At 64.0% G+C, this 19327-nt stretch carries 19 protein-coding genes and 1 tRNA gene; 11 read left to right on the forward strand and 9 right to left on the reverse strand.

Features of this window, described 5'->3' with window-relative positions; genetic code table 11:
• Positions 1-152 precede the first annotated feature (152 nt).
• From ML540_RS11105 to ML540_RS11140, 8 genes are all read left to right on the forward strand, one after another.
• Positions 153-1055, forward strand: coding sequence for a metallophosphoesterase family protein (locus tag ML540_RS11105; RefSeq protein WP_243361003.1), 903 nt, complete (start codon positions 153-155; stop codon positions 1053-1055).
• Positions 1056-1059: 4 nt separating this feature from the next.
• Positions 1060-1428 (forward strand): cupredoxin domain-containing protein, encoded by a 369-nt coding sequence (locus ML540_RS11110; RefSeq protein WP_243361006.1) that lies wholly within the window; start codon positions 1060-1062, stop codon positions 1426-1428.
• A 179-nt stretch (positions 1429-1607) separates the two neighbouring features.
• On the forward strand, positions 1608-2765 hold the full coding sequence (locus tag ML540_RS11115; protein WP_243361008.1) for an ABC transporter permease: 1158 nt from the start codon (positions 1608-1610) through the stop codon (positions 2763-2765).
• Positions 2766-2767: 2 nt separating this feature from the next.
• Positions 2768-3463, forward strand: coding sequence for an ABC transporter ATP-binding protein (locus ML540_RS11120; protein WP_243361010.1), 696 nt, complete (start codon positions 2768-2770; stop codon positions 3461-3463).
• A 201-nt stretch (positions 3464-3664) separates the two neighbouring features.
• Positions 3665-4642, forward strand: coding sequence for an efflux RND transporter periplasmic adaptor subunit (locus tag ML540_RS11125; RefSeq protein WP_243361012.1), 978 nt, complete (start codon positions 3665-3667; stop codon positions 4640-4642).
• Positions 4639-6096 carry an efflux transporter outer membrane subunit gene (locus tag ML540_RS11130; RefSeq protein WP_243361015.1) on the forward strand — a complete coding sequence of 486 codons (1458 nt, stop codon included), beginning with the start codon at positions 4639-4641 and terminating at the stop codon, positions 6094-6096. Before ML540_RS11125 ends, ML540_RS11130 begins: the two co-directional genes overlap by 4 nt.
• Before the next feature lie 192 nt (positions 6097-6288).
• A complete protein-coding gene (locus ML540_RS11135) occupies positions 6289-6540 on the forward strand; it encodes a hypothetical protein (protein ID WP_243361018.1) in 252 nt (83 codons plus the stop codon).
• 293 nt (positions 6541-6833) lie between these two features.
• On the forward strand, positions 6834-7040 hold the full coding sequence (locus ML540_RS11140; protein ID WP_243361020.1) for a hypothetical protein: 207 nt from the start codon (positions 6834-6836) through the stop codon (positions 7038-7040).
• A gap of 110 nt (positions 7041-7150) precedes the next feature.
• Here ML540_RS11140 and ML540_RS11145 read toward each other — a convergent pair whose 3' ends face one another.
• The 6 genes from ML540_RS11145 to ML540_RS11170 all read right to left on the reverse strand — a co-directional run bounded on the left by ML540_RS11145 (position 7151) and on the right by ML540_RS11170 (position 14941).
• The gene (locus ML540_RS11145) at positions 7151-7840 is read right to left on the reverse strand and encodes a 4Fe-4S dicluster domain-containing protein (RefSeq protein ID WP_243361023.1); all 690 of its coding nucleotides are present in this window, start codon (positions 7838-7840) and stop codon (positions 7151-7153) included.
• A 237-nt stretch (positions 7841-8077) separates the two neighbouring features.
• Positions 8078-10216 (reverse strand): L-lactate dehydrogenase (quinone) large subunit LdhH, encoded by a 2139-nt coding sequence (gene ldhH / locus ML540_RS11150; protein ID WP_243361025.1) that lies wholly within the window; start codon positions 10214-10216, stop codon positions 8078-8080.
• Entirely contained in the window at positions 10216-10767 is a 552-nt protein-coding gene (locus ML540_RS11155; RefSeq protein ID WP_243361027.1) for a LutC/YkgG family protein, read from the reverse strand. Before ML540_RS11155 ends, ldhH begins: the two co-directional genes overlap by 1 nt.
• A gap of 407 nt (positions 10768-11174) precedes the next feature.
• On the reverse strand, positions 11175-11918 hold the full coding sequence (locus tag ML540_RS11160) for a LytR/AlgR family response regulator transcription factor (RefSeq protein ID WP_243361030.1): 744 nt from the start codon (positions 11916-11918) through the stop codon (positions 11175-11177).
• Positions 11915-14068: an ABC transporter substrate binding protein gene (locus ML540_RS11165; RefSeq protein WP_243361032.1), complete on the reverse strand. Its 2154-nt coding sequence runs from the start codon at positions 14066-14068 to the stop codon at positions 11915-11917. The genes ML540_RS11160 and ML540_RS11165 overlap by 4 nt, the downstream gene beginning before the upstream one ends.
• A gap of 123 nt (positions 14069-14191) precedes the next feature.
• Complete coding sequence (locus ML540_RS11170; RefSeq protein WP_243361034.1) at positions 14192-14941, reverse strand: tetratricopeptide repeat protein; 750 nt, start codon at positions 14939-14941, stop codon at positions 14192-14194.
• Between the two features lie 370 nt (positions 14942-15311).
• Between ML540_RS11170 and ML540_RS11175 the strand changes: the two genes are divergently transcribed.
• A complete protein-coding gene (locus ML540_RS11175; protein WP_243361035.1) occupies positions 15312-15644 on the forward strand; it encodes an arsenosugar biosynthesis-associated peroxidase-like protein in 333 nt (110 codons plus the stop codon).
• 5 nt (positions 15645-15649) lie between these two features.
• Positions 15650-16579 (forward strand): arsenosugar biosynthesis radical SAM (seleno)protein ArsS, encoded by a 930-nt coding sequence (gene arsS / locus ML540_RS11180; protein WP_243361037.1) that lies wholly within the window; start codon positions 15650-15652, stop codon positions 16577-16579.
• Positions 16580-16678: 99 nt separating this feature from the next.
• On the opposite strand, the gene ML540_RS11185 is transcribed toward arsS, so the two are convergent.
• The gene (locus ML540_RS11185; protein ID WP_243361039.1) at positions 16679-17200 is read right to left on the reverse strand and encodes a hypothetical protein; all 522 of its coding nucleotides are present in this window, start codon (positions 17198-17200) and stop codon (positions 16679-16681) included.
• Positions 17201-17395: 195 nt separating this feature from the next.
• Here ML540_RS11185 and ML540_RS11190 point away from each other — a divergent pair, with 195 nt between their 5' ends.
• Complete coding sequence (locus tag ML540_RS11190; protein WP_243361041.1) at positions 17396-18610, forward strand: HDOD domain-containing protein; 1215 nt, start codon at positions 17396-17398, stop codon at positions 18608-18610.
• Positions 18611-18680: 70 nt separating this feature from the next.
• Here ML540_RS11190 and ML540_RS11195 read toward each other — a convergent pair.
• Positions 18681-18757: transfer RNA gene (locus ML540_RS11195), tRNA-Met, on the reverse strand.
• Positions 18758-18828: 71 nt separating this feature from the next.
• Positions 18829-19326, reverse strand: coding sequence for a YchJ family protein (locus ML540_RS11200; RefSeq protein ID WP_243361043.1), 498 nt, complete (start codon positions 19324-19326; stop codon positions 18829-18831).
• Position 19327 lies beyond the last annotated feature (1 nt).

The following is a 19327-nucleotide window of genomic DNA, read 5'->3' on the forward strand; positions in this document are numbered from 1 at the left end:
GGGGGAGAGCCCACTCCCCCCGCTTCTTTTTTTCCAGAACGCCAGGTCTTTTCATCATTTCCTTGCCAGTTTTCATCCGTTCGGGTTACCTGTGTCATTGAGTGAGTTTTCCACCGCTCGATCACGACTAGCGGTCTTCAAGGGGGACAGTGATGAAAACAGGCATCGAACGGCGCGAGTTCCTGAAACTTGCGGGTATCGGAAGCGTGGTGTTCGCAAGCGGCCTCATGGGCATGAACGGGTTGGGGCATGCCGCAACGCCCGCCCAGGACGATTTCTTTTTCGTGCAGATGTCCGACACCCATTGGGGCTTCAACAACCCCGCAGTGAACCCCGAGGCCGGAACGACCCTTCAAAAGGCCGTGGCTGCGGTGAACGCCCTGGCCCGCCAACCCGATTTCATCATCTTCACTGGTGACTTGACCCATACCACGGACGACGAACAGGTACGCCGCAAGCGCCTCGGTGAATTCCGTGAGATCGTGGGAGCCCTCAAGGTGAAGAATGTCCGGTTCATGCCCGGGGAACACGACGCCGGGCTGGACAACGGCAAGGCATACCAGGAGCTCTTCGGGGAAACACACTACGCCTTCGAACACAAAGGCGTGCATTTCATCGTTCTGGACAATGTTTCCAACCCGGGCTCCACCATTGGCGACGCCCAACTGCAATGGTTCGCCGCCGAACTGGGCAAGATCGACAAGAAAGCGCCGCTGGTCATCTTCACCCACCGGCCGCTGTTCGACCTTGCCCCTGACTGGGACTGGCACACCCGCGACGGGGCCAAGGCCTTGGAGATGCTCAAGCCGTTCACCAACAACGTCACGGTCTTCTACGGGCACATCCATCAGGTGAACCACCACGAAGCCGACGGCATCAAACACAACTCCGCCATGGGCCTCATGTATCCCCTGCCCGCCCCGGGTTCCGTACCGATCAAGGCCCCCCTTCCCTGGACTCCCTCACAGCCGTTCAAGGGCCTGGGATTCCGGGGCGTGGACGCCGGCAAGGACCGGGCATACGCCCTGACCGAATACCCCCTCAAGGGAGAATAGTCTCATGCGCGGCATCACGATCCCATTGCTGGTCGCCTTGTTGTTCGCGGTTTGCACGGTGGCCATGACGGCCTCGCCCGCTCTCGCGCAGCAGGACGAGCAGGTCGTCACGGTCACTGCGAAACAGTACGAGTTTTCCCCCCAAACGATCACTGTGAAGAAGGGAACTCCCGTGGTCCTCGAGTTGACGTCACTGGACAGGCTGCACGGATTCTCCTGCCCGGCCCTCAAGCTCCGCAGCGACATCCCCCCCGGGAAAACCACCACCGTGCGTTTCGTCCCGGACAAGGTCGGGACGTTCCCCTTCCACTGCGACAATTTCTGCGGTTCCGGTCACGAACACATGATCGGGACCATCACCGTCACCGAATAGGAGCGCTGCATCGCGCGCCAGATCATGGGGGAGAGCAATCTCCCCCTTCTTTTTTGCGTGCCCGGGCCGCGTTTGCGGCGGCGCGTAACCGTCAGCCCTCCCCCCGCCTCTAGACCAAGACCCGCAACTCAGCGACCGACGCCAGCCGCGCCACTCCACCGCACCATCGGAACACTTCCATGCTTCACATAGCCCTGAAAATGCTCTTCGGCGACATGGGGAAATACCTGGGCATCGTCGTGGCCATCGCCCTGTCTTCCATCATCATGATCCAGCAGCCGGCCATCCTGGTGGACATCCTCAGCCAGACCTATGGCGCCATCTCCGACATGGACCTCCCCGACATCTGGGTCATGGACCCCAAGGTGCAGTCCATCGAAGATTCCAAGCCCATGCAGGACACGCAGCTCTACCGCGTGCGCGGGGTCAGCGGAGTGGAATGGGCCGTGCCCTTCTTCAAGGGCGGGCAGAAGGTGCGCCTGGAGAACGGCGAGACCGCCCAGTGCCAGATGAACGGCCTGGACGAGGCCACACTCATCGGCGGCCCGGCGGTGATGCTCGAAGGAAATCTCGCCGATCTGCGAATCCCCGACGCGGTCATCGTGGACGAAGCCGGAGCCAAGGGCAGGCTGGCCATGCGCACCGCCGAGGGAACCCCGATCCCTGTTAAACTGGGCGACATCCTGGAGATCAACGACAAGCGCGCCCAGGTGGTGGGCATCGCCCGGTCCACGCCGAGCTTCATGTCCCAGCCGGTGATCTTCACTACATACGCCCGCGCCAAGACCTTCGCCTTCAGCGAGCGCAAACTCCTGAGCTTCGTGCTGGCCAAGGCCAAGCCGGACGAGAGGCCCGAGAACGTGGCCCGGCGCATCACCGCCGAGACCGGACTGGCCGCCTATTCGGCCGAGGAATTCAAGGACAAATCCCTGAACCACATCATCGAGCACACCAACATCCTGGTGAACATCGGCTTCGTGGTCGTGATCGGCTTCGTGGTCGGAACCGCTGTCACGGGCCAGATCTTCTACAACTTCACCTTGGACAACCTGCGCTATTTCGGAGTGTTCAAGGCAATGGGAGCCACGGATTCAATGCTTACGCGCATGATCCTCCTGCAGGCGTTTCTTGTTGGTTTCGTGGGATACGGCCTGGGCGCTGGCTTGAGCGCCGCCTTCATGGCCGCCTCGGCCGGGGGCATGGGGCCCCAGCCCAAGATGACCTGGCAGCTCCTGGCCGGAAGCGGCGGCGCGGTGATGCTCATCGTGGCCCTGGCGGCCATGCTCTCCGCCCGCAGGGTGCTGAAACTCGAATCCGCCGTGGTGTTCAAGGCTTGACCATGCACGACGCATCCATCTCGGTGTGCTGCAGGGGCGTCACCAAGTCCTTCGGGTCCGGCGAAACCAGGACTCAGGCCCTGCGCGGCGTGGACCTGGACGTGCGCGCCGGGGAACTCTTCATGCTGGTGGGGCCCTCCGGGTGCGGCAAGACCACCCTCATCTCCGTGATGGCGGGTATCCTGGACCAGGACGAAGGCGCGTGCGCCCTGCTCGGCCAGGACATGTCCCTGCTGTCTCCCCGGGAGCGCACGGTGTTCAGGGGCAGGAACATCGGGTTCGTGTTCCAGGCCTTCAACCTGGTGCCCACGCTCACGGCTGTCGAGAACGCCTGCCTGCCGCTGCTCATAAACGGTGTCCCCCGGACGAAGGCGCTGGACGTCGCCGCGGCCAGACTTGAAGAGGTGGGGCTTTCCGGGCGGGAGAACTCCCTGCCGCGCGATCTTTCGGGCGGGCAGCAGCAGCGCGTAGCCATCGCCCGCGCCCTGGTCCACGAGCCGAGGCTGGTGGTCTGCGACGAGCCCACCAGCGCCCTGGACCACACCACCGGCAAGGTGGTGATGGACCTGCTCCGGTCGCTGGCCACCACGGGCGGGCGCTCCCTGGTCATCGTGACCCACGACTCCCGGATTTTCGAATACGCGGACCACATGGCCCACATGGACGACGGCCGTATCGACCGCGTCGAGACCGCCTAGTGTGGCGCCCTCAAAAAAATGAAATTATTATTTTTACCCCTGAAAAACATGTTCATGTTTTTCAGGAACGCGACACTAGCGTCCATGTCGCAACGCATGAGCGCGTCTTAAATAAATAATTATTATAGTGAATTACGCCAGAAATCTGTCTGAACGGATGACGAGGATGCGACACGAGCGAGCGCATCAAGGAGGATGCCCGTGAGGCTCAAGAATACAGTGCTCCCGGTCCTGGCCCTGGCCGGGATTGTCATGGCCGTGGTCATATCGCTCAAGTCGGAGCGGGCCAGGTCCCAGTCCCAGGCCGTGGCCCAGCCGGCCCAGGCCCCGTTCGCCGCCTACATCGGCGGGGCCGGCATCGTGGAAGCCAATTCCAACAACATCGCCCTGGGGACGTCCGTGGGCGGGGTAGTAGCCCACGTGTACGTGGAGGCCGGGGACACGGTGCAGGCGGGCCAGGCGCTCTTCGACATCGACGGACGTGAGGCCCTGTCGGAGCGCGAGGTCAAGCGGGCGAGCCTTCTCAAGGCCAAGGCCGCCCTCGAGGAAGCCAAGGCGTCGCTCAAGGATTATCAGACCCAGTTCGCCATTGTTCGCGACGTGAAGGACCGCCGAGCAGTCAGCGTGGACGAGGTGGAAAAACGCCGTAACGCGGAGGCATTGGCCAAGGCCAAGCTCGAGAGCGCCAAGGCGGCGGTCACGGCGTCCCAGGCCGAGCTTGCCGCGGCCGAGACCACCGTGGACCGGTTGACCGTACGCGCACCCATCGCCTGCGAGGTTCTCCAAGTGAACGTGCGGCCCGGCGAATTCGCGGCCACGGGCAGCCTCTCGACGCCGCTCATGCGCCTGGGCAACCTGGACCGCATGCAGGTGCGCGTGGACGTGGACGAGAACGACGCATGGCGTTTCGTCAGCGGCGCCAGGGGCATGGCCTACATGCGCGGCAATCGTGACATCAAGGCCGAGCTCACTTTCGTGCGGGTGGAGCCCTACGTGGTGCCCAAGTCCTCGCTCACCGGCAGCAGCACCGAGCGGGTGGACACCCGCGTGCTCCAGGTGGTCTACAGCTTCGACCGCAAGCAGCTGCCCGCCTTCGTGGGCCAGCAGTTGGACGTCTTCCTGGAGACCCCGGTGCAGACCTCCACGGCGGCCGCCTCCGACACGGGGAGCGGCTCATGAGACGGCTCCCGGCGATTCTCTTGGGGGTGGTCCTCTGCTTGGGCGGGTGCGTCAGCGTCGGCCCCGACTACAAGCGCCCCCAGCTCGACGCCCCGGGACGCTTCGCTGCCTGCAGGGATGCGGCCCAGGGCGACGCCCAAGCCGCGGCGGGACTCGAACAGGTCCAATGGTGGAAGAGGCTGAACGACCCGGAGCTCGACCGCCTGGTGGAAGAGGCCGTGCGGGGCAACCTGGACGTGGCCCAGGCCAAGGCCCGCGTGCTCCAGGCCCGGGCCGACGTGGGCATCGCGCGCGCAGCCCAACTGCCCGCCCTCAAGGTCGGGGGGACGACCACTTCGAGCTATTCCAACGGCGCGGCCACATCCACGGACCAGTCCCTGGAGAGCATCGCCGTCTCCCCCGGCACAACCTACCAGGCCGGGTTCGACGTCAGCTGGGAGTTGGACCTCTTCGGCGGCCAGCGGCGCAAGACCGAAGCTGCCCGGGCCACCTACGAGGCCAGTGTGGAGGATCTGCGTTCGGTGGTCCTCACGCTGCTCGGCGACGTGGCCCGCAACTACGTGGAGCTCAGGTCCGGCCAGGAGCGCCTGGCCATCGCCAAGGCCACGGCAGCGTCCCAGCAGCAGAACGTGGACGTGACCACGGAACGATTCCGGCTGGGGCTCACCAGCCATCTGGACGTGTCCCAGGCCGTGGCCCAGCACGCCAAGACCAGATCGGACATCCCCGGCCTGGAAGCATCGGTGAAACAGTCCATCCACCGCCTGGGCATCCTGACCGGCAACCCGCCAGAGGCGCTCCTGGCACGCCTCTCCCGGGCCGTCCCGCTTCCGAAGCCCGACGGGGTGTTCGCCACCGGACTTCCCTCCGGCCTGCTCAGCCGCCGCCCCGACCTGCGCAAAGCCGAGCGTCAGCTGGCCGCGGCTTCGGCCAACATCGGCGCGGCCACGGCCGGGCTGTATCCCACGTTCGACCTGACCATGGGGCTCGGAGTGCAGGGCAACGCGCTCACGAAGTTTCTGGGGCTGGCCAACTGGTATTGGAGCGTGATCCCTTCCGTGACCGCGCCGGTTTTCGACGCCGGGAAGGCCCGCGCGGACGTGAGCAGGAAAACCGCCGCCTACGATGAAAGCCTGGCCAAGTACCGCACGGCGTTCCTCACGGCCCTGGAGGATGTGGAGAACGCGCTGACGGCGCTCGCATCGGAGCAGGAAACCAAGCGCATGCTGGCCCTGGCCGTGCGGGCCAACGAGGAAGCCCTGGCCCTGGCGCGGGAACGTTACTCCAAGGGGCTGACCAGCTTTCTGGATGTCCTGTCGTCCGAGAAGTCGCTCTACGAGGCCCAGGACAGCTTGTGCAAGTCGAGCGCCAACGAGCTTACGGACCTTGTAAGTCTGTACAAGGCCCTGGGCGGCGGCTGGAACGCGGCGGAAACGGCCGTTGCATCCCGGTGAAGAACGGAGCCGGGACGCGGGCGCGCCTCCCACACGGGATGACGGAGTGTCCGGAAGACGCCAAATGTCCCCGGAATGTCGGGAATCGTTACATGACTCTTTGGAAAGATGAAATATTGTTCATGAAACCTCTTGATGCAAGAAGCGGCCTTGGCTAAAGTGCTAAAAACCTTTCGAAAGGAGCCTATTGCCATGAAGAAGCTGCTTATTGCTGGTCTCGTTTTCGCCATGTCCCTGTCCGCTGGCGCCGCCTTTGCCGCCGGAAAGGCCAAGGCCCCCAAGAAGGAAGCCCCCAAGAAGATCGAATGCTCCGTGGGCGACAAGAAGGTCATGACCGCCACCACCGGCGAGTGCATGAAGATGGGCGGCCTGGTCATGAACTTCCCCGGACCTGCCAAGGAAGCCCCCAAGGCTGCCAAGGCCAAGAAGGCCACGAAGAAATAACACTTCTTCAGGGCTTTGATTTCGACCGGCAGGGGCGCTCCGGAAGCCCCTGCCGGTTTCTTTTTTCCGGCGTCCAGGCGCATCGCGCAACAGCGGGCAGAGTCCGCCCCCCCCTCCACCGGGATGACCGGACCGGCCATCCTGAAACGCTGCCGAAAGTCCGGATCATTACCCTTCGCCATCATCCAATCCGGTTCCAGCCGTAACCGCACCGCCCTCCGGCCCATCCATACTTAAGAAGCATCACTGCCATGCCCGGAATGGCTTTCGCAGCACCCCGCCGGAGGACGTTCATGATAATGGAACCCGAACTCGTTTTTCTCTTCACCAATGTGATGCCGGTGGTCCTGTGCGCCACGGCCGCCTACATCGCATTCAGCGGGGCCGTCTGCGCCGCATCCTGCGTCGTCCCGGCTTTTGAGGGCATGTTCAGGTCGTCCAAGGCCAAGACGCTGCCGTTTTTCGTGATGGCCGCGTTCTTCGCAACGCTGCGCTTGTAATCCGTCAAACGAGACGGCGGCCCCTGCGGGGTGACCGATATCCCGCAAGGGCCGCCTTCGACCGGGAGAATTTCAGGGGGACCCTCTCCCCCCGGCTGGGACCTGCCCGGCTACCGGACCGCAAGTCCGTGCTTGTCTGCCACCCGCAACTCCATGCTCGTGGCCGAACTGGGGCAGACCGACACGCAGAGCCCGCAACCGTAGCACTTTGAAGGCTCGTAGTGCATGATTTCGTCCTTCATTGTCCTGGCCTCGAAGACGCACCTGGGCTCGCATGCCCCGCAATGCACGCAGGATCCGGTGTCCGTCGCGGCGATGTAATCGGAGTGGGCGAGCATGTCGGGACGCTTGTATTGCCGCAGGAACGCCACCTCGTGGCAGCAACAGGCGCAGCAGCAGCAAAGGGCGAAAACGTGCTGTTCCGGATTGTAGATCGTCATGTGGATCAGGCCGTGGGCGTCGGCAAGCATGAGCTGTTTCTCAGCCTCTTCGAGCGTAACCCGGCGGGCTTGGCCGTCGGCCGTTTTCTTGTCGGCCACGTCGTTTAAATAGAAGCAGACCTCGGTGGGGTTGTCGCAGCGCTCGTAGCGCTTGCGGCACGCGCAATGGGCAAGGGCGAAGGAGCGGGAGTTGCGCAGGATTACCCTGGCCTGCTCAGTGGGAAGAATCCATTGCAGGCCGGACAGGGATTGTTTCACAGGAATGACTTTCGAGGACGTGGGAATCTTGCCTTCCCGCATCCATTCTGAATACGTGTCGATGCGGTTGTCGAGATACTCGTCGCCCGTACGGATGTTCATCGGGGTACTCCTTTTCGCCAACTGGCTGCTTGCAACCGTTGCCCTGGAAGTCACGTGGTTGACTCGGCCCAACCCTCTTCCCGGTATTGCGTGAAATATCTCCTCTTAACCACCCTCTCGATAAAAGGGCGGCCCCAGCAGGGGGACCGATTTCCCGCAAGGGCCGCCATCAACCGGGAGATTTGCCGCCGCGCGTCCGCCCCGAGTCGGGCGAGCGCGCGGCGTTTTTCGTGAGTGTTAGGACAGCAGGTCGTCGATGAGCTCGACGGTGTGCTTCACGGTGATCTTCGCGCCGTCCTTGTCCAGGCCGCCCTTGATCTGCATGACGCAGCCCGGGCAGTCCATGGCCACCATGGGCGCTCCAGTGGCCTTGATGTTGGACAGCTTGCGGGTGAGGATGGGCTTGGAGATCTCCGGGAACTTGAGCGAGTACGATCCGCCCATGCCGCAGCACATGTCGCACTCGAACATCTCGTCGATCTGGTAGCCGGCCTGGGTCAGGAGCTCCCTGGGCTCCTTTTCGGCGTGCAGGGTGCGCTTCAGGTGGCAGGAGTCGTGGTAGGTGATCCTGCCCAGGGACTGGCCTTCCTTGAAGGTGAGCTTGCCTTCGTCCACCAGCTGCTTGACGAAGCTGGAGAAGTCCATGGTCTTGGTGGCCAGGCGGCGGGCCTTGGGCAGCATGTCGCGCTTGCCCAGGCTCTCGTAGACGTCGATGAACTCGTGCTTGAGAGCCCCGGTGCAGGTGGGGCAGGCCGAGATCACGTAGTCCACATCCTCTTCCAAGAGGGCCTTGATGTTGTCCGTGGCGTTCCCGGCGGCCACCTCGTAGGCGCCGTTGTAGCGCGCGGGCGCGCCGCAGCAGGTCTGGCCCTTGGGGAAGGTGACGTTGTAGCCGGCCTTGTTCATGATGCTCACCAGCTTCTCGCCCATGCCGGGATAGGCGAAGTCGATGAGGCAGCCAGCGTAGAAGGCCACCTTTTTGGGCAGCACGGGCTGCTTGATGGTGTCGAACACGTCGCGGAAGGGCTTGTCGGCGATGGCGGGCAGGCTGCGGAAGTCGGCCAGGCCCGAGAGGAACAGGGGCAGGTGGCGGATGAAGCCTTCCTTGGCCCCGACCAGGCCCTGGGTCTTGGAGGCCGTGCGCAGCATGGCGTGGAACAGCGGGCGGTTGTTGACCACGGAGAAGATGGCCTTCTGGACCACGCCCTGTCCCTGCTCCTTGACCAGCCTGCGGCGGATTTCAAGGATGAGCGCGGGGATGTCGATCTTGCCGGGGCAGACCTGCTTGCAGTTGCCGCACTGGATGCACAGGCCCTGGATGTCCTCGCTCTTCTTGAGCTCGTCGAACCAGGCGGTGAGGATGGTGCCGATGCCGCCGGTGTAGACCTTGCCGAACACGTGGCCGCCCACCAGGCGGTAGACCGGGCAGACGTTCAGGCAGGAAGCGCAGCGGATGCACTGCAGGGCCTGCTTGAAGATGGGGTCCGCGGCCATCTCGGAGCGTTTGTTGTCCATGAGGATGATGTGCATGTCCTTCATGGAGCCGTCGTCGTTGGGGGTGGGGCCGGTGATGAGGCTCACGTAGCTGGTGAGCTGCTGGCTGGTCGCGCTCTTGGGCAGGGCCACCAGGATCGGGGCGGCGTCGGCCCAGGTGGGGACGAGCTTCTCCAGGCCCACGATGGCCACGTGGATCTTGGGCAGGCTGGTGGTCAGGCGGGCGTTGCCCTCGTTGGTGACCAGAGCGATGGTTCCGGTTTCGGCGATGGCCATGTTGCCGCCGGAGATGCCCATGTCGGCCTGGAGGAACTTCTCGCGCAGCTCCTTGCGAGCCACTTCCACCAGCTTGGGAATGTCGTTGGTCAGGCGCTCGTTGATTTCCTTGCTGAAGAGGTCGGCCACCTCGTCGCGGGTCATGTGGATGGCGGGCATGACCATGTGCGAGGGGGTCTGCCCGGCCAGCTGAATGATCCACTCGCCCAGGTCCGTCTCGTTCACCTGGATGCCCTGTTTGACCAGGTGGTCGTTCAGGTGGATTTCCTCGGAGGCCATGGACTTGGACTTCACGATTCGTTTGACGCCCTTCTCGCGGCAGAGGTTGGCGATGTAGTCCTTGACTTCCTTGGGCGAGTTGGCCCGGAAAACCTTGGCGCCGCGCGCGGTGGCGGCCTTGGTGAACTGCTCGGCAAGCTCGTTCTGGTGCTCGGCGGCGTAGCCCTTGATGGCGGCGATGCGCTCGCGCAGCTGCTCGAAGTCGATGCCTTCGTAGGCCTTCACGCGGGCGGTGGCGTAGGCTTCGGAGAAGCGGCCCAGGGCGCCGGACAGGTTTGAGTTGTGCAGCGCCTTATCTACGGATTGTTTGAATTCGGTGTTGGCCATTAGTTGTTCCCTCCCAGATCGTCGACGCAGACGACGATGAGGCGTTTGGGTCCGTGGACGCCAATGGTGAGCACGCGCTCGATGTCGGCGGTGCGGCTGGGGCCGGAGATGATGGCCAGGTAGGCGCAATCCTTGGGATGGACGGTCTCGAGGAGCGCCGGCAGGTCGGGCAGAATCTGGCCGGTGCCGATGATGGCCACGTGGATGATGGGCAGCATGGAGGCCAGGCGTTCCTTGGGGTCGGAAGAATTCTGGCAGACGCTGCCGGTGTTGGCCAGCCCCCAGTGCATCTGGGTGACGCCGATCTTGGCCTGCTCGGAGCGGTCGCGGGTGACGTCGAACGCAAGGCCGGGGAATTCCTTGGCCAGGGCGTCCTTGTCCTCGCCCACGAGGAAGGGGCAGTCAGTCCAGACGGCGTAGGACTGCGGGGCGTCGGCGATCGCTTCCTTGCGGAAAGTTTCCTTGATGAACTCCATGGCCTCGCCCTTGGCGGCGAAGCGGTGCACCTCGGCGCTCACGGCCTCGGCCCTGGCTTTGAACAGGTCAAACATATCAGTCCTCCGGATGTGAAGGGCGCCCGGCCTGGCCGCCCGTTTCGGCAATGGCGCGCACGCGGCGCAGCCTGTATTGAGGCGTTGTGTACGGCTTGTTTTCAAAGATATGAAAAATAATTTTCAATACCCCGTTCCGAGGTCTGAATGGCGGTTTTTGAGGGCTGAAAGGCAGAGCGAATGGCCTGCCGGGAGGGAAGACAGCTAAACTTAATTATTTTAGACAATTAATGAATCGCGCAAGGCCGTTTGGCGCGATTTTCAGGGCCAAGGGAGCGTTTCCGGACCTGAATGGAGAGAATGACTGAGGCAGAAGGCATGCCGGTCGCCCGGCGAATCGACTGCTGGATCACCGGATCGCCCCTTGGCCTGCCCTCGCCAGGGATGAAGGGCCGGAAAAGCTTGTCCTACAGTTCGAAATGAACCTTGAGGTCCTTGGCGTTGTAGCGGCTGACCAGGATCTCGGTGCGCTCGCGGTCGCTCATGATGAGCTTGTAGCTGCCCCCGCTCCAGGGCAGGATTTCGGCCACGTGGTTCAGGTTCACCAAGTGGCTGCGGTGGGCGCGGAAGAAGCCGTGGGGCACGAGCCGGGCCTCCAGTTCGGAGATGGTGGCCTTGACCGTGTAGCGCCCGTGGACCGCGTGCACGGTGATTTTCCCCTCCTCGCTGGTGACGAAGAAGATGTGCTTGGGCAGGGTGGGCACGATGCGCTCGCCGTCGTACAGGGGGATGCGCCGCTCGGGCTGCCCGGGGGCCGGAGCCTGGGGAGCGGCGGCGGCGTCCAGGCGCAGGAAACGCCGGGCCTTGTCCACGGCCTTGCGCAGCCGCTCCAGGGTGAAGGGCTTGAGGATGTAGTCCAGGGCGTCGAGCTCGAACGCCTTGACCGCGTGCTCCTCGTAGGCGGTGACGAAGACCAGCAGCGGCTTCTTGGGCAGGTCGCCGAAGAGATAGGACAGCTCAAGCCCCGAGAGCCCCGGCATCTGGATGTCCAGGAAGATCAGGTCCGGCTCCAGCTCCCGGATGTCCGGCAGGGCGGCGCGGCCGCTGGGGGACTCCCCCACCACCTCCACGTTCTCGATGCGTCCGAGCAGGTGCTTGAGTTCGCGGCGCACCGGGCCTTCGTCGTCGATGATGAAAACGGTCAGGTTCATGCGCGGGGAATGGAAAAGGATATGGAGGTTCCCTGCCCGGGGCTGCTTTCGATGCGCAGGCCGTGCTGGGCACCGTGGATGGCCACAAGCCGGGCGTTGACGTTGCGCAGGGCCAGTCCGGTGCCCTGGGGCGGGGGCGACGCGCCGGTCTCGTCCAGGAGCGAGGCGGCCACGGAGGGTTCCATGCCCACGCCGTTGTCGCGCACGAAGATGCGCACCGCCCCGTTTTCAGGGTGCGCTCCGATGACGATCTCGCCGCCCTCCTCCTTGGGCATGATGCCGTGGCGCAGGGCGTTCTCCACCAGTGGCTGCAGGATCAGCGGCGGCACCGGGCATTCCAGGGCGGCCGGGTCGATGTCGTAGGCCACCCGGAGCCGCTCCTCGAAGCGGGCCCGCTCGATGGAGAGGTAGTCCTCGCAGTGCTCAAGCTCCTTGGACAATGGGACGCTCGCCCCGCCGGGCTTGATGTTCTTGCGGAAGAAGTCTCCCAGCTTCACCAGCAGGTCCGAGGCGGTCTCGGGGTCCGTGCGGATGTAGTGCATGATGGAAGTGATGGCGTTGAACAGGAAGTGCGGGTTGATCTGGGCCTGGAGCATCTTGATCTCCGCGTCCGTGCGCAGCTTCTTCTGGCGTTCGGACTCGAGCAGGGCCAATTCGGCCTGGCGCTTGCTGGTCACGTCGCGCACCACGGAAACCACGCACTTCTCCCCGCCTATCTCCACCAGCTCGCCCGAGCGCTCCGCCGTGATCACCTCGCCGGACTTGAGGCGGTACTGCACCTCCTGCACGCTGGTCTTGCCCTGGAGCAGGAAGGACTCGTCGAGCTCATAGCGCTCGTCGGGGTTTGCGTAGATGCCGATCTCCATGGAGGTCTTGCCGATGACCTCCTCGCGCGTGAAGCCGGTGATGACCATGAAGGCGTCGTTGACGTCCACGTACCGGCCGTCGGGCATGCTGAGGATGGCGATCCAGTCCGGGCTGTGGCGGAAGATGCGCTCGAACTTCTCCTCCGACTCGCGCAGGCTGGCCTCGGTCTTCTTGCGGCCCTGGATGTTCACCCACAACGCCACCAGCATGCCGAGCATGACCATGAAGGCCGCGCTCACGGCCAGCACCTTGCCCCGGTGTTCCTCGTAGAACGAGGCCGGGCGGTTGATGACCAGGCTGTCTTCGGGCAGAAGGCTGGTGGAGATGCCGAAACGGCGCAGCTGCTCGTAGTCGAACATGTAGCGGTTGGTGCTCTCCTTGACCACGGGGATGTCGCGGACCTTCTCCCCGTCCAGGATGCGCAGCGCCATGCGAGCAGCCACGCTGCCCTGGTCGACACCGCTGGTCAGAAGTCCCCCCACGATGCCCTTGCCCAGGTAGAAGTCCCACACGCCGTATATGGGCACTCGAGCCTGGCGGGCCACCAGCTCGATGGATTCGTCGTAATCGAAGGGATTGCCCGAGCGGTCGCGATTGAATGTCAGAAGCAGGATGATGTCGCCCTGGGCCAGGGAGCGGACCCGCGTGAGCAGCTCGTCCATGTCCAGGTCGTCCAGGTAGGTCACGGAGACCTTCTTCTCGAATTCCGGCAGCACCTCGGCCAGGACTTTCTTGTTGGCCAAGCCCGTGGCCGAGCGGTCGTTGATCACCACGATGCGGTAGGTTCCGGGCTGCAGGGCAAGGGCGGTGCGCAGGGTATTGCGCACGTCGTAAGCCTCCACCACGCCGGTGAAGAAATCCCTCTTGCCCGCGAGCTTGTCCTCGTCGAAGAAGTTCACCCCGCAGAACACGACCGGCGCGTTGGGAAAGAGCGTGGCCCGCTTATCCAGCAGGAACTGGAAGGCGTCGTCGTCGGAGGCGATGACCGCGTCGAAGCGCACCCGGGCGTACTTGTCTTTGAGGAAATCGGCCAGGCGGGCGTCGTCGCGGCTCTCGTGGACCCGCTTGGTGTCCATGTATTCGGTGAAGACATCCACGTGAGGGGCGGCCCCCAGCACGGACATCATGCCCGCGTCCACGCTGTCGGTCCAGGCAAGCCCCTTGTGATAGGAATGCAGCACCAGGATGCGTCTCTTATCCTGGGGGAAGGCTCCCGTGGCGCTCAGGAGCAGCATGGCGGCGACCGCCAGCAGGGCGAACGGTTTGAAGAAACGAAAACTCATGACGTGCCTTGGCTGGTCAGGATGGAAACCGCCGGGCCGGCGCGGCGGCTGGGGAGCGTCCTAGCACGAACGCGCCCGCAAGGGAATGGCGGCAACGCCCGGCGTTGAGCGCCGGAGGCGGGCTCAGGCCGAGGTGGCCCCGAGCTTGGCCACGTAGCGGGCGAATTTGTCCGCCTCCTTGAACTCGGGATTCAAGCCCAGAGCCTGTTCGAGGGCCTTGGAGCACTCGCCCAGCTCCCCCATGTCGAAGTACACCCTGGCTATGTTGAAATAGACGTTCTCGTCGCGCCCGTCGATCTCCAGGGCCTTGGAGAAATACCCCAGGGACTGGTCGAGATGGCCGTCCTTGCGCAGGCTCACGCCACAGGAGTTGAAGCGCGTGCGGTGCTCGAATCTGACCTTGGGATCACGGCACAGCAGGATGCCGATCACCCTTCCGATGCGCGTCATCAGGGCATGGAGGGCGTCGTCCTGGCCCGGCTTGCCGGGGCCCGGGATCACGATCTTTTCCACCATGAGGGCGTTCAGGGCGGAGCGTTCGACTTCGCTCAGACTGGCGAGGGAATGGGTCTGGCCGACCTCGAGCAGCTTGGCAGCCAGGCTGTCCACCACCGGTACCGGGTTCTTGCTGTAATAGAACGGCTCGGGGGTGTACGCCTTGATGAAATCCTTGGAGGCCATGGGCTTCACCATGCCCGAGGGGAGCCCGGACGTGGCCAGGGGCTGGACCTCGAAGCGCTCCTCCCCGGTCTGGCGCACATACCAGTAGGTGATGTTCTCATGGTCCGTGGTGGTAATGCCGGAACCGATTTCGCTGACCTTCCGGAGCGAATAGACGCCAAGAACCAGTGGATAGGATACGTCGCCGGTCATGATGCCCCTCTCGATGCCAACGCACATATCGGGCGCGCGTATAGGGCCGCCCCGGCCCCCGCCCAACTGCCGGGTTCGCGGCGTCCCCTTGGAATCGCTTTCCTTTTTTATCCGCGCTGCCCGGCAGGGTCAACCTGCCGGGAGGAGGGTTTCACGAAAATGATGCCCCCATGCGGTCCAAAAGAGCTTCACACTCATTGCGCTTGACCGGCCGTGCGCATGTGCTTTCCGGGGCACCCAAGCAAGGGGAGCTGATGACGGAGACATGCGTCACCCTTGCGTCACCTGCGCTGCGGCGCTATGGGATTACGGCTCCTTCCCGGCATGTCCGCAGGCCGGGACACCTACCCTACACCAGCCCGGAGGCTCCATGAGCGGCTACTACGATTCGGACGACCTGGCCCGGTTCGCCGAGATCGGCAAGGATGCGCCGGAAATGGCGCGCAAGTTCTTCGACTACTACGCCACCGTCTTCGCCGACGGCGCGCTCAGCGAACGGGAGAAGTCCCTCATCGCCCTGGCCGTGGCCCACGCGGTGCAGTGCCCCTACTGCATCGAGGCCTACACACGGGCCTGCCTGGAAAAAGGCTCCAACCTGCCCGAGATGACCGAAGCCGTGCATGTGGCCAACGCCATCAGGGGTGGAGCGGCCCTTGTCCACGGCGTGCAGATGCGCAACATCGCCGAGAAGATATCCCTGTAGCCGGCATGTCCCAGGCCAGTCCCAGCTTCCTCCAGACCCTGCGCGCCCATGGCCTCGAACTGTGCAAGGCGGCCGTGAACACCCTCCAGGTGAACACGGGCTACCTCTGCAACCTGGCCTGCCGCCACTGCCATCTCGAGGCCGGGCCGTCACGCAGCGAGGTCATGAGCCGGTCCACCATGGCGGACGTGGTGGCCTGCGCCCGGCGCATCCCCTTCGAAACCGTGGACGTCACCGGCGGAGCCCCGGAAATGGTCCCGGACATCGGCGCGCTGCTTGGCGAACTCGCGCCGCTGGCCCCGCGCAGGATGTTCAGGACCAACCTTGTGGCCCTGCGCGAAAACATGGGCCTGCTGGACACCCTCGCCTCCGGCGGATGGAACCTGGCGGCCTCGCTGCCCGCCGTCAGCGGGAGCCAGGTGGAGGCCATGCGCGGGCACGGCGTCTTCGAGGCCAGCCTGGACATGCTGCGCGCGCTGAACGAGGCCGGATACGCCTCGGGGGACGGGCTCGAGCTGCACCTGGTGGCCAACCCGGCCGGAGCCTTCCTGCCCCCGGCCCAGGAGGCTGCCCAAAAGCACTTCCAACGGGAACTGCTCAGGCGCCATGGGGTGCGGTTCAATTCGCTCTTCGTCTTCGCCAACATGCCGCTGGGCCGGTTCAAGTCATGGTTGGAGCGCTCGGGCAATCTGGAGGGCTACACGCGCTCACTACGGGAACGCTTCAACCCCGCTGTGGTCCCGGGCCTCATGTGCCGCACCCTCGTGTCCGTGGCCTGGGACGGGACCCTCTACGACTGTGATTTCAACCAGGCCGCCCAACTCCCCTCGTCGTCAGTCCGGCACATCTCGGAATTGGCCGCCGGCCAGCCAGGCGGCGACATCCCCACCGGAGATCACTGCTTCGCCTGCACCGCCGGTTCCGGCTTCACCTGAAACGGCGCGGTCGGCGAGTAGGCCGGTCCGGCCCGTTCAGACACGAAAAAGCCCCCGCACGCGGGGGCTTTTTCAGTCCAGACTCGTTCTTGAAAGAAGCTACATGCCCAGCCACAACCTGACGGTGCTGACAGGCATGGACATGTTCCAGTTGAATGCGGCGGTGTTCCAGTCGCTGGCCACGGTGTTGGCCGGGATGACCCCGCTCACGCCCATGCGACCGTTGTAGGTCTGCAAGGACAACACGCCGTTGCTGACCGAGCCGTTGAGCTGGCCCGATCCGATGACCGTCTGCGCACCCTGGGGCTGACCATAGGTGAAATAGCCGGTGTAGGTGGTCACGCCCGTTCCGGAAACCATGGCAGCGGCCGCGGTCTTGTCCAGGCTTATGGACCAGTCCAGCGAGTTGCTGCTGTTCTGATAGGAGAAGTTTCCGCCCGTGGACGTTATGATCAGGTTGTTTCCAGAAACGCCCCCTGTGACCGGACCCGATCCGAGCACATCGAGCTGCCTGAAATCCCCTTGGCTGAAGATCAACTCGCCGGAGTAGGTCGACTGCGCCCAAGCCTGCGATACGACCAGAACCAGAAACAACGCCGTCAGCACACCGTGTTTTTTCATCTGGAATCCTCCTTCATCTTTCATATATACAGGTAATCCGTCTTCCGGGTCAACAGTGAAAAAAATGCATCGGCCTGGCGCGCCGCATCTTTGCGATTTACATTTCCCCCGCCTACGGCAATAAAAAAGAGCACCGGCCGCAACGTCCTGTTCAGCCGCCGGATACGTGAACCCTATCGACCAGGGGCGCTTCACATGTGGGATATCCTGGCCGTCTTGCTCGGCCTGACCGGACTGGCGCTCGCCGTGAAGCTCGTCATGGACCGGCGCGCACGAACGCGCCGGGATAAGGCCAACACCCCGTTCTTCCAAGACCCCCACCAGGAGGACATGTCCCTGGGAGAGGTCGACGCCGGGCACGAGACCATGTGGGCCGACTATTTCCGGGGGGACGGCGGCGTCATGGTGGCCAAGCGCGGCCTGGACGTGGAGACCGAGGCTTGGCGCGAACAGCTGTCGGCCCGCCTGGAGCTTCTCTTCAGCGGCCGCCCTCCGGAGGAGCGGCAGCCGGAACTCACCCTGGACGGCGTGCGCCCCGCCCTGCTGCAGGTGCTCGGGCGGCGCAACGAAATCCTCAGGAGCTTCGAAACGGGATACGCCGTCCTTGCGTCCCTGGGCGACCCCAACATCAGGCTCTCGGAGCTGTCACGCATCATCACGGACAATCCGAGCCTCTCGGGCAAGGTTCTCAAGTGCGTGAACTCGCCCTACTTCGGCCTGCGCGGCGCGGTCAGCTCCATTCCCACGGCCATCCTGATCCTGGGAATGGTCAACCTGCGCAACATCATATACCGCGCGCACATGGTCCAACTGGTGGACATCGAGGACCCAAGGCTGAAGCTCTTCTTCAACCAACTCTGGGAGCACCTGACTTTCACCAGCGTATGCTGCTCGCACGTGGCGCCGGCCTTCGACGGCGTGAACCCCGGCACCCTCTTCACCATGGGGCTCCTGCACGACATCGGGCGGTTCGTCATCGCCACCTCGCCGTTGGTGGACCGAGGCCAGGACCAGACCCTGGCCTACGACCAGCGATTCTCCATCGAGGACGAGAACGAGTTGTTCGGGATCAACCATGCCCTGGCCGGGAAGCTGCTCGCCACGCGGTGGAACTTTCCGGACCGCATCTCCGCCGGGCTTGAGCACCACCACTCACCGGCCTGGACGGAATGCCAGACGCTGGGGCTCGACTCCGCCACCCTGCGCCACCTGACGGCCCTGTACGTGGCGGACAAGCTGGCTGGCGTGTTCGCATCCGGCACGGAAGAACCCGCGGATCCGCTCAACATCTCATACCACCACATGGTGGACAGAGAGCGTCTCGAAGCGGCCGTCCTGAGCCCAGCCCTGGCCCGGGACATCAAGAAGGCCCAGGAGATGGCCCTGCGCACGGCCCGCGCGGAGGAGTGAAGCCGTCGGGGAAAGGTTGGAAAAAGAGAAAGGGGCCTACGGTGTGTATCCGTAAGCCCCTGTAATCTCTTGGTTGCGGGGGTGGGATTTGAACCCACGATCTTCGGGTTATGAGCCCGATGAGCTACCGGTCTGCTCCACCCCGCGTCGTTGAGAAAGAGGTTCTATGCTCGAGACACCGGAGTGTCAACGACTATTTCAAATTACTTGAAAAAAGTTCAGCCGCAGCACTTCTTGAACTTCTTGCCGCTGCCGCAGGGGCAGGGATCGTTGCGGCCCACCTTGGGGCCGGACGCCACCACGGGCTCGTTGGTGGACTTGACCTTACCGTCCAGATAGCGCCACTCGCCAGCCCGCTTGCGGAAGCGGGAGCGCTCGCGCAGTTGCTGCTCCTCGCCGTCCATCTCGAAGCTGGCCACGAACTCCACCTCGCCCTCCTCGTCGCCCTCGGCCCCGGCCTTGGTGGAGAGGATGGTCAGCCCCTTCCACGTGGCCTTCTCGGACCACTCACGCGAGCCATCCACATCGAAGGTGGCGTGCCAGCGCTGGTCCAGCGAGCGTTTCAGGTGGTCCACGTCGCACAGCACGTAGGCGGTGTAGCGCGAGCGCATGAGGGCCTCGGCAGTGGGGGCCGGGCGCGTGCCCGCGACGATGGGGCCGCAGCAGGCGGACAATTCAAGGCCGGAGCCGCAAGGACAGGGATCGTTTTCGTTCATG

The sequence above is a fragment of the Fundidesulfovibrio terrae genome (assembly GCF_022808915.1).
Classification (GTDB): domain Bacteria; phylum Desulfobacterota; class Desulfovibrionia; order Desulfovibrionales; family Desulfovibrionaceae; genus Fundidesulfovibrio; species Fundidesulfovibrio terrae.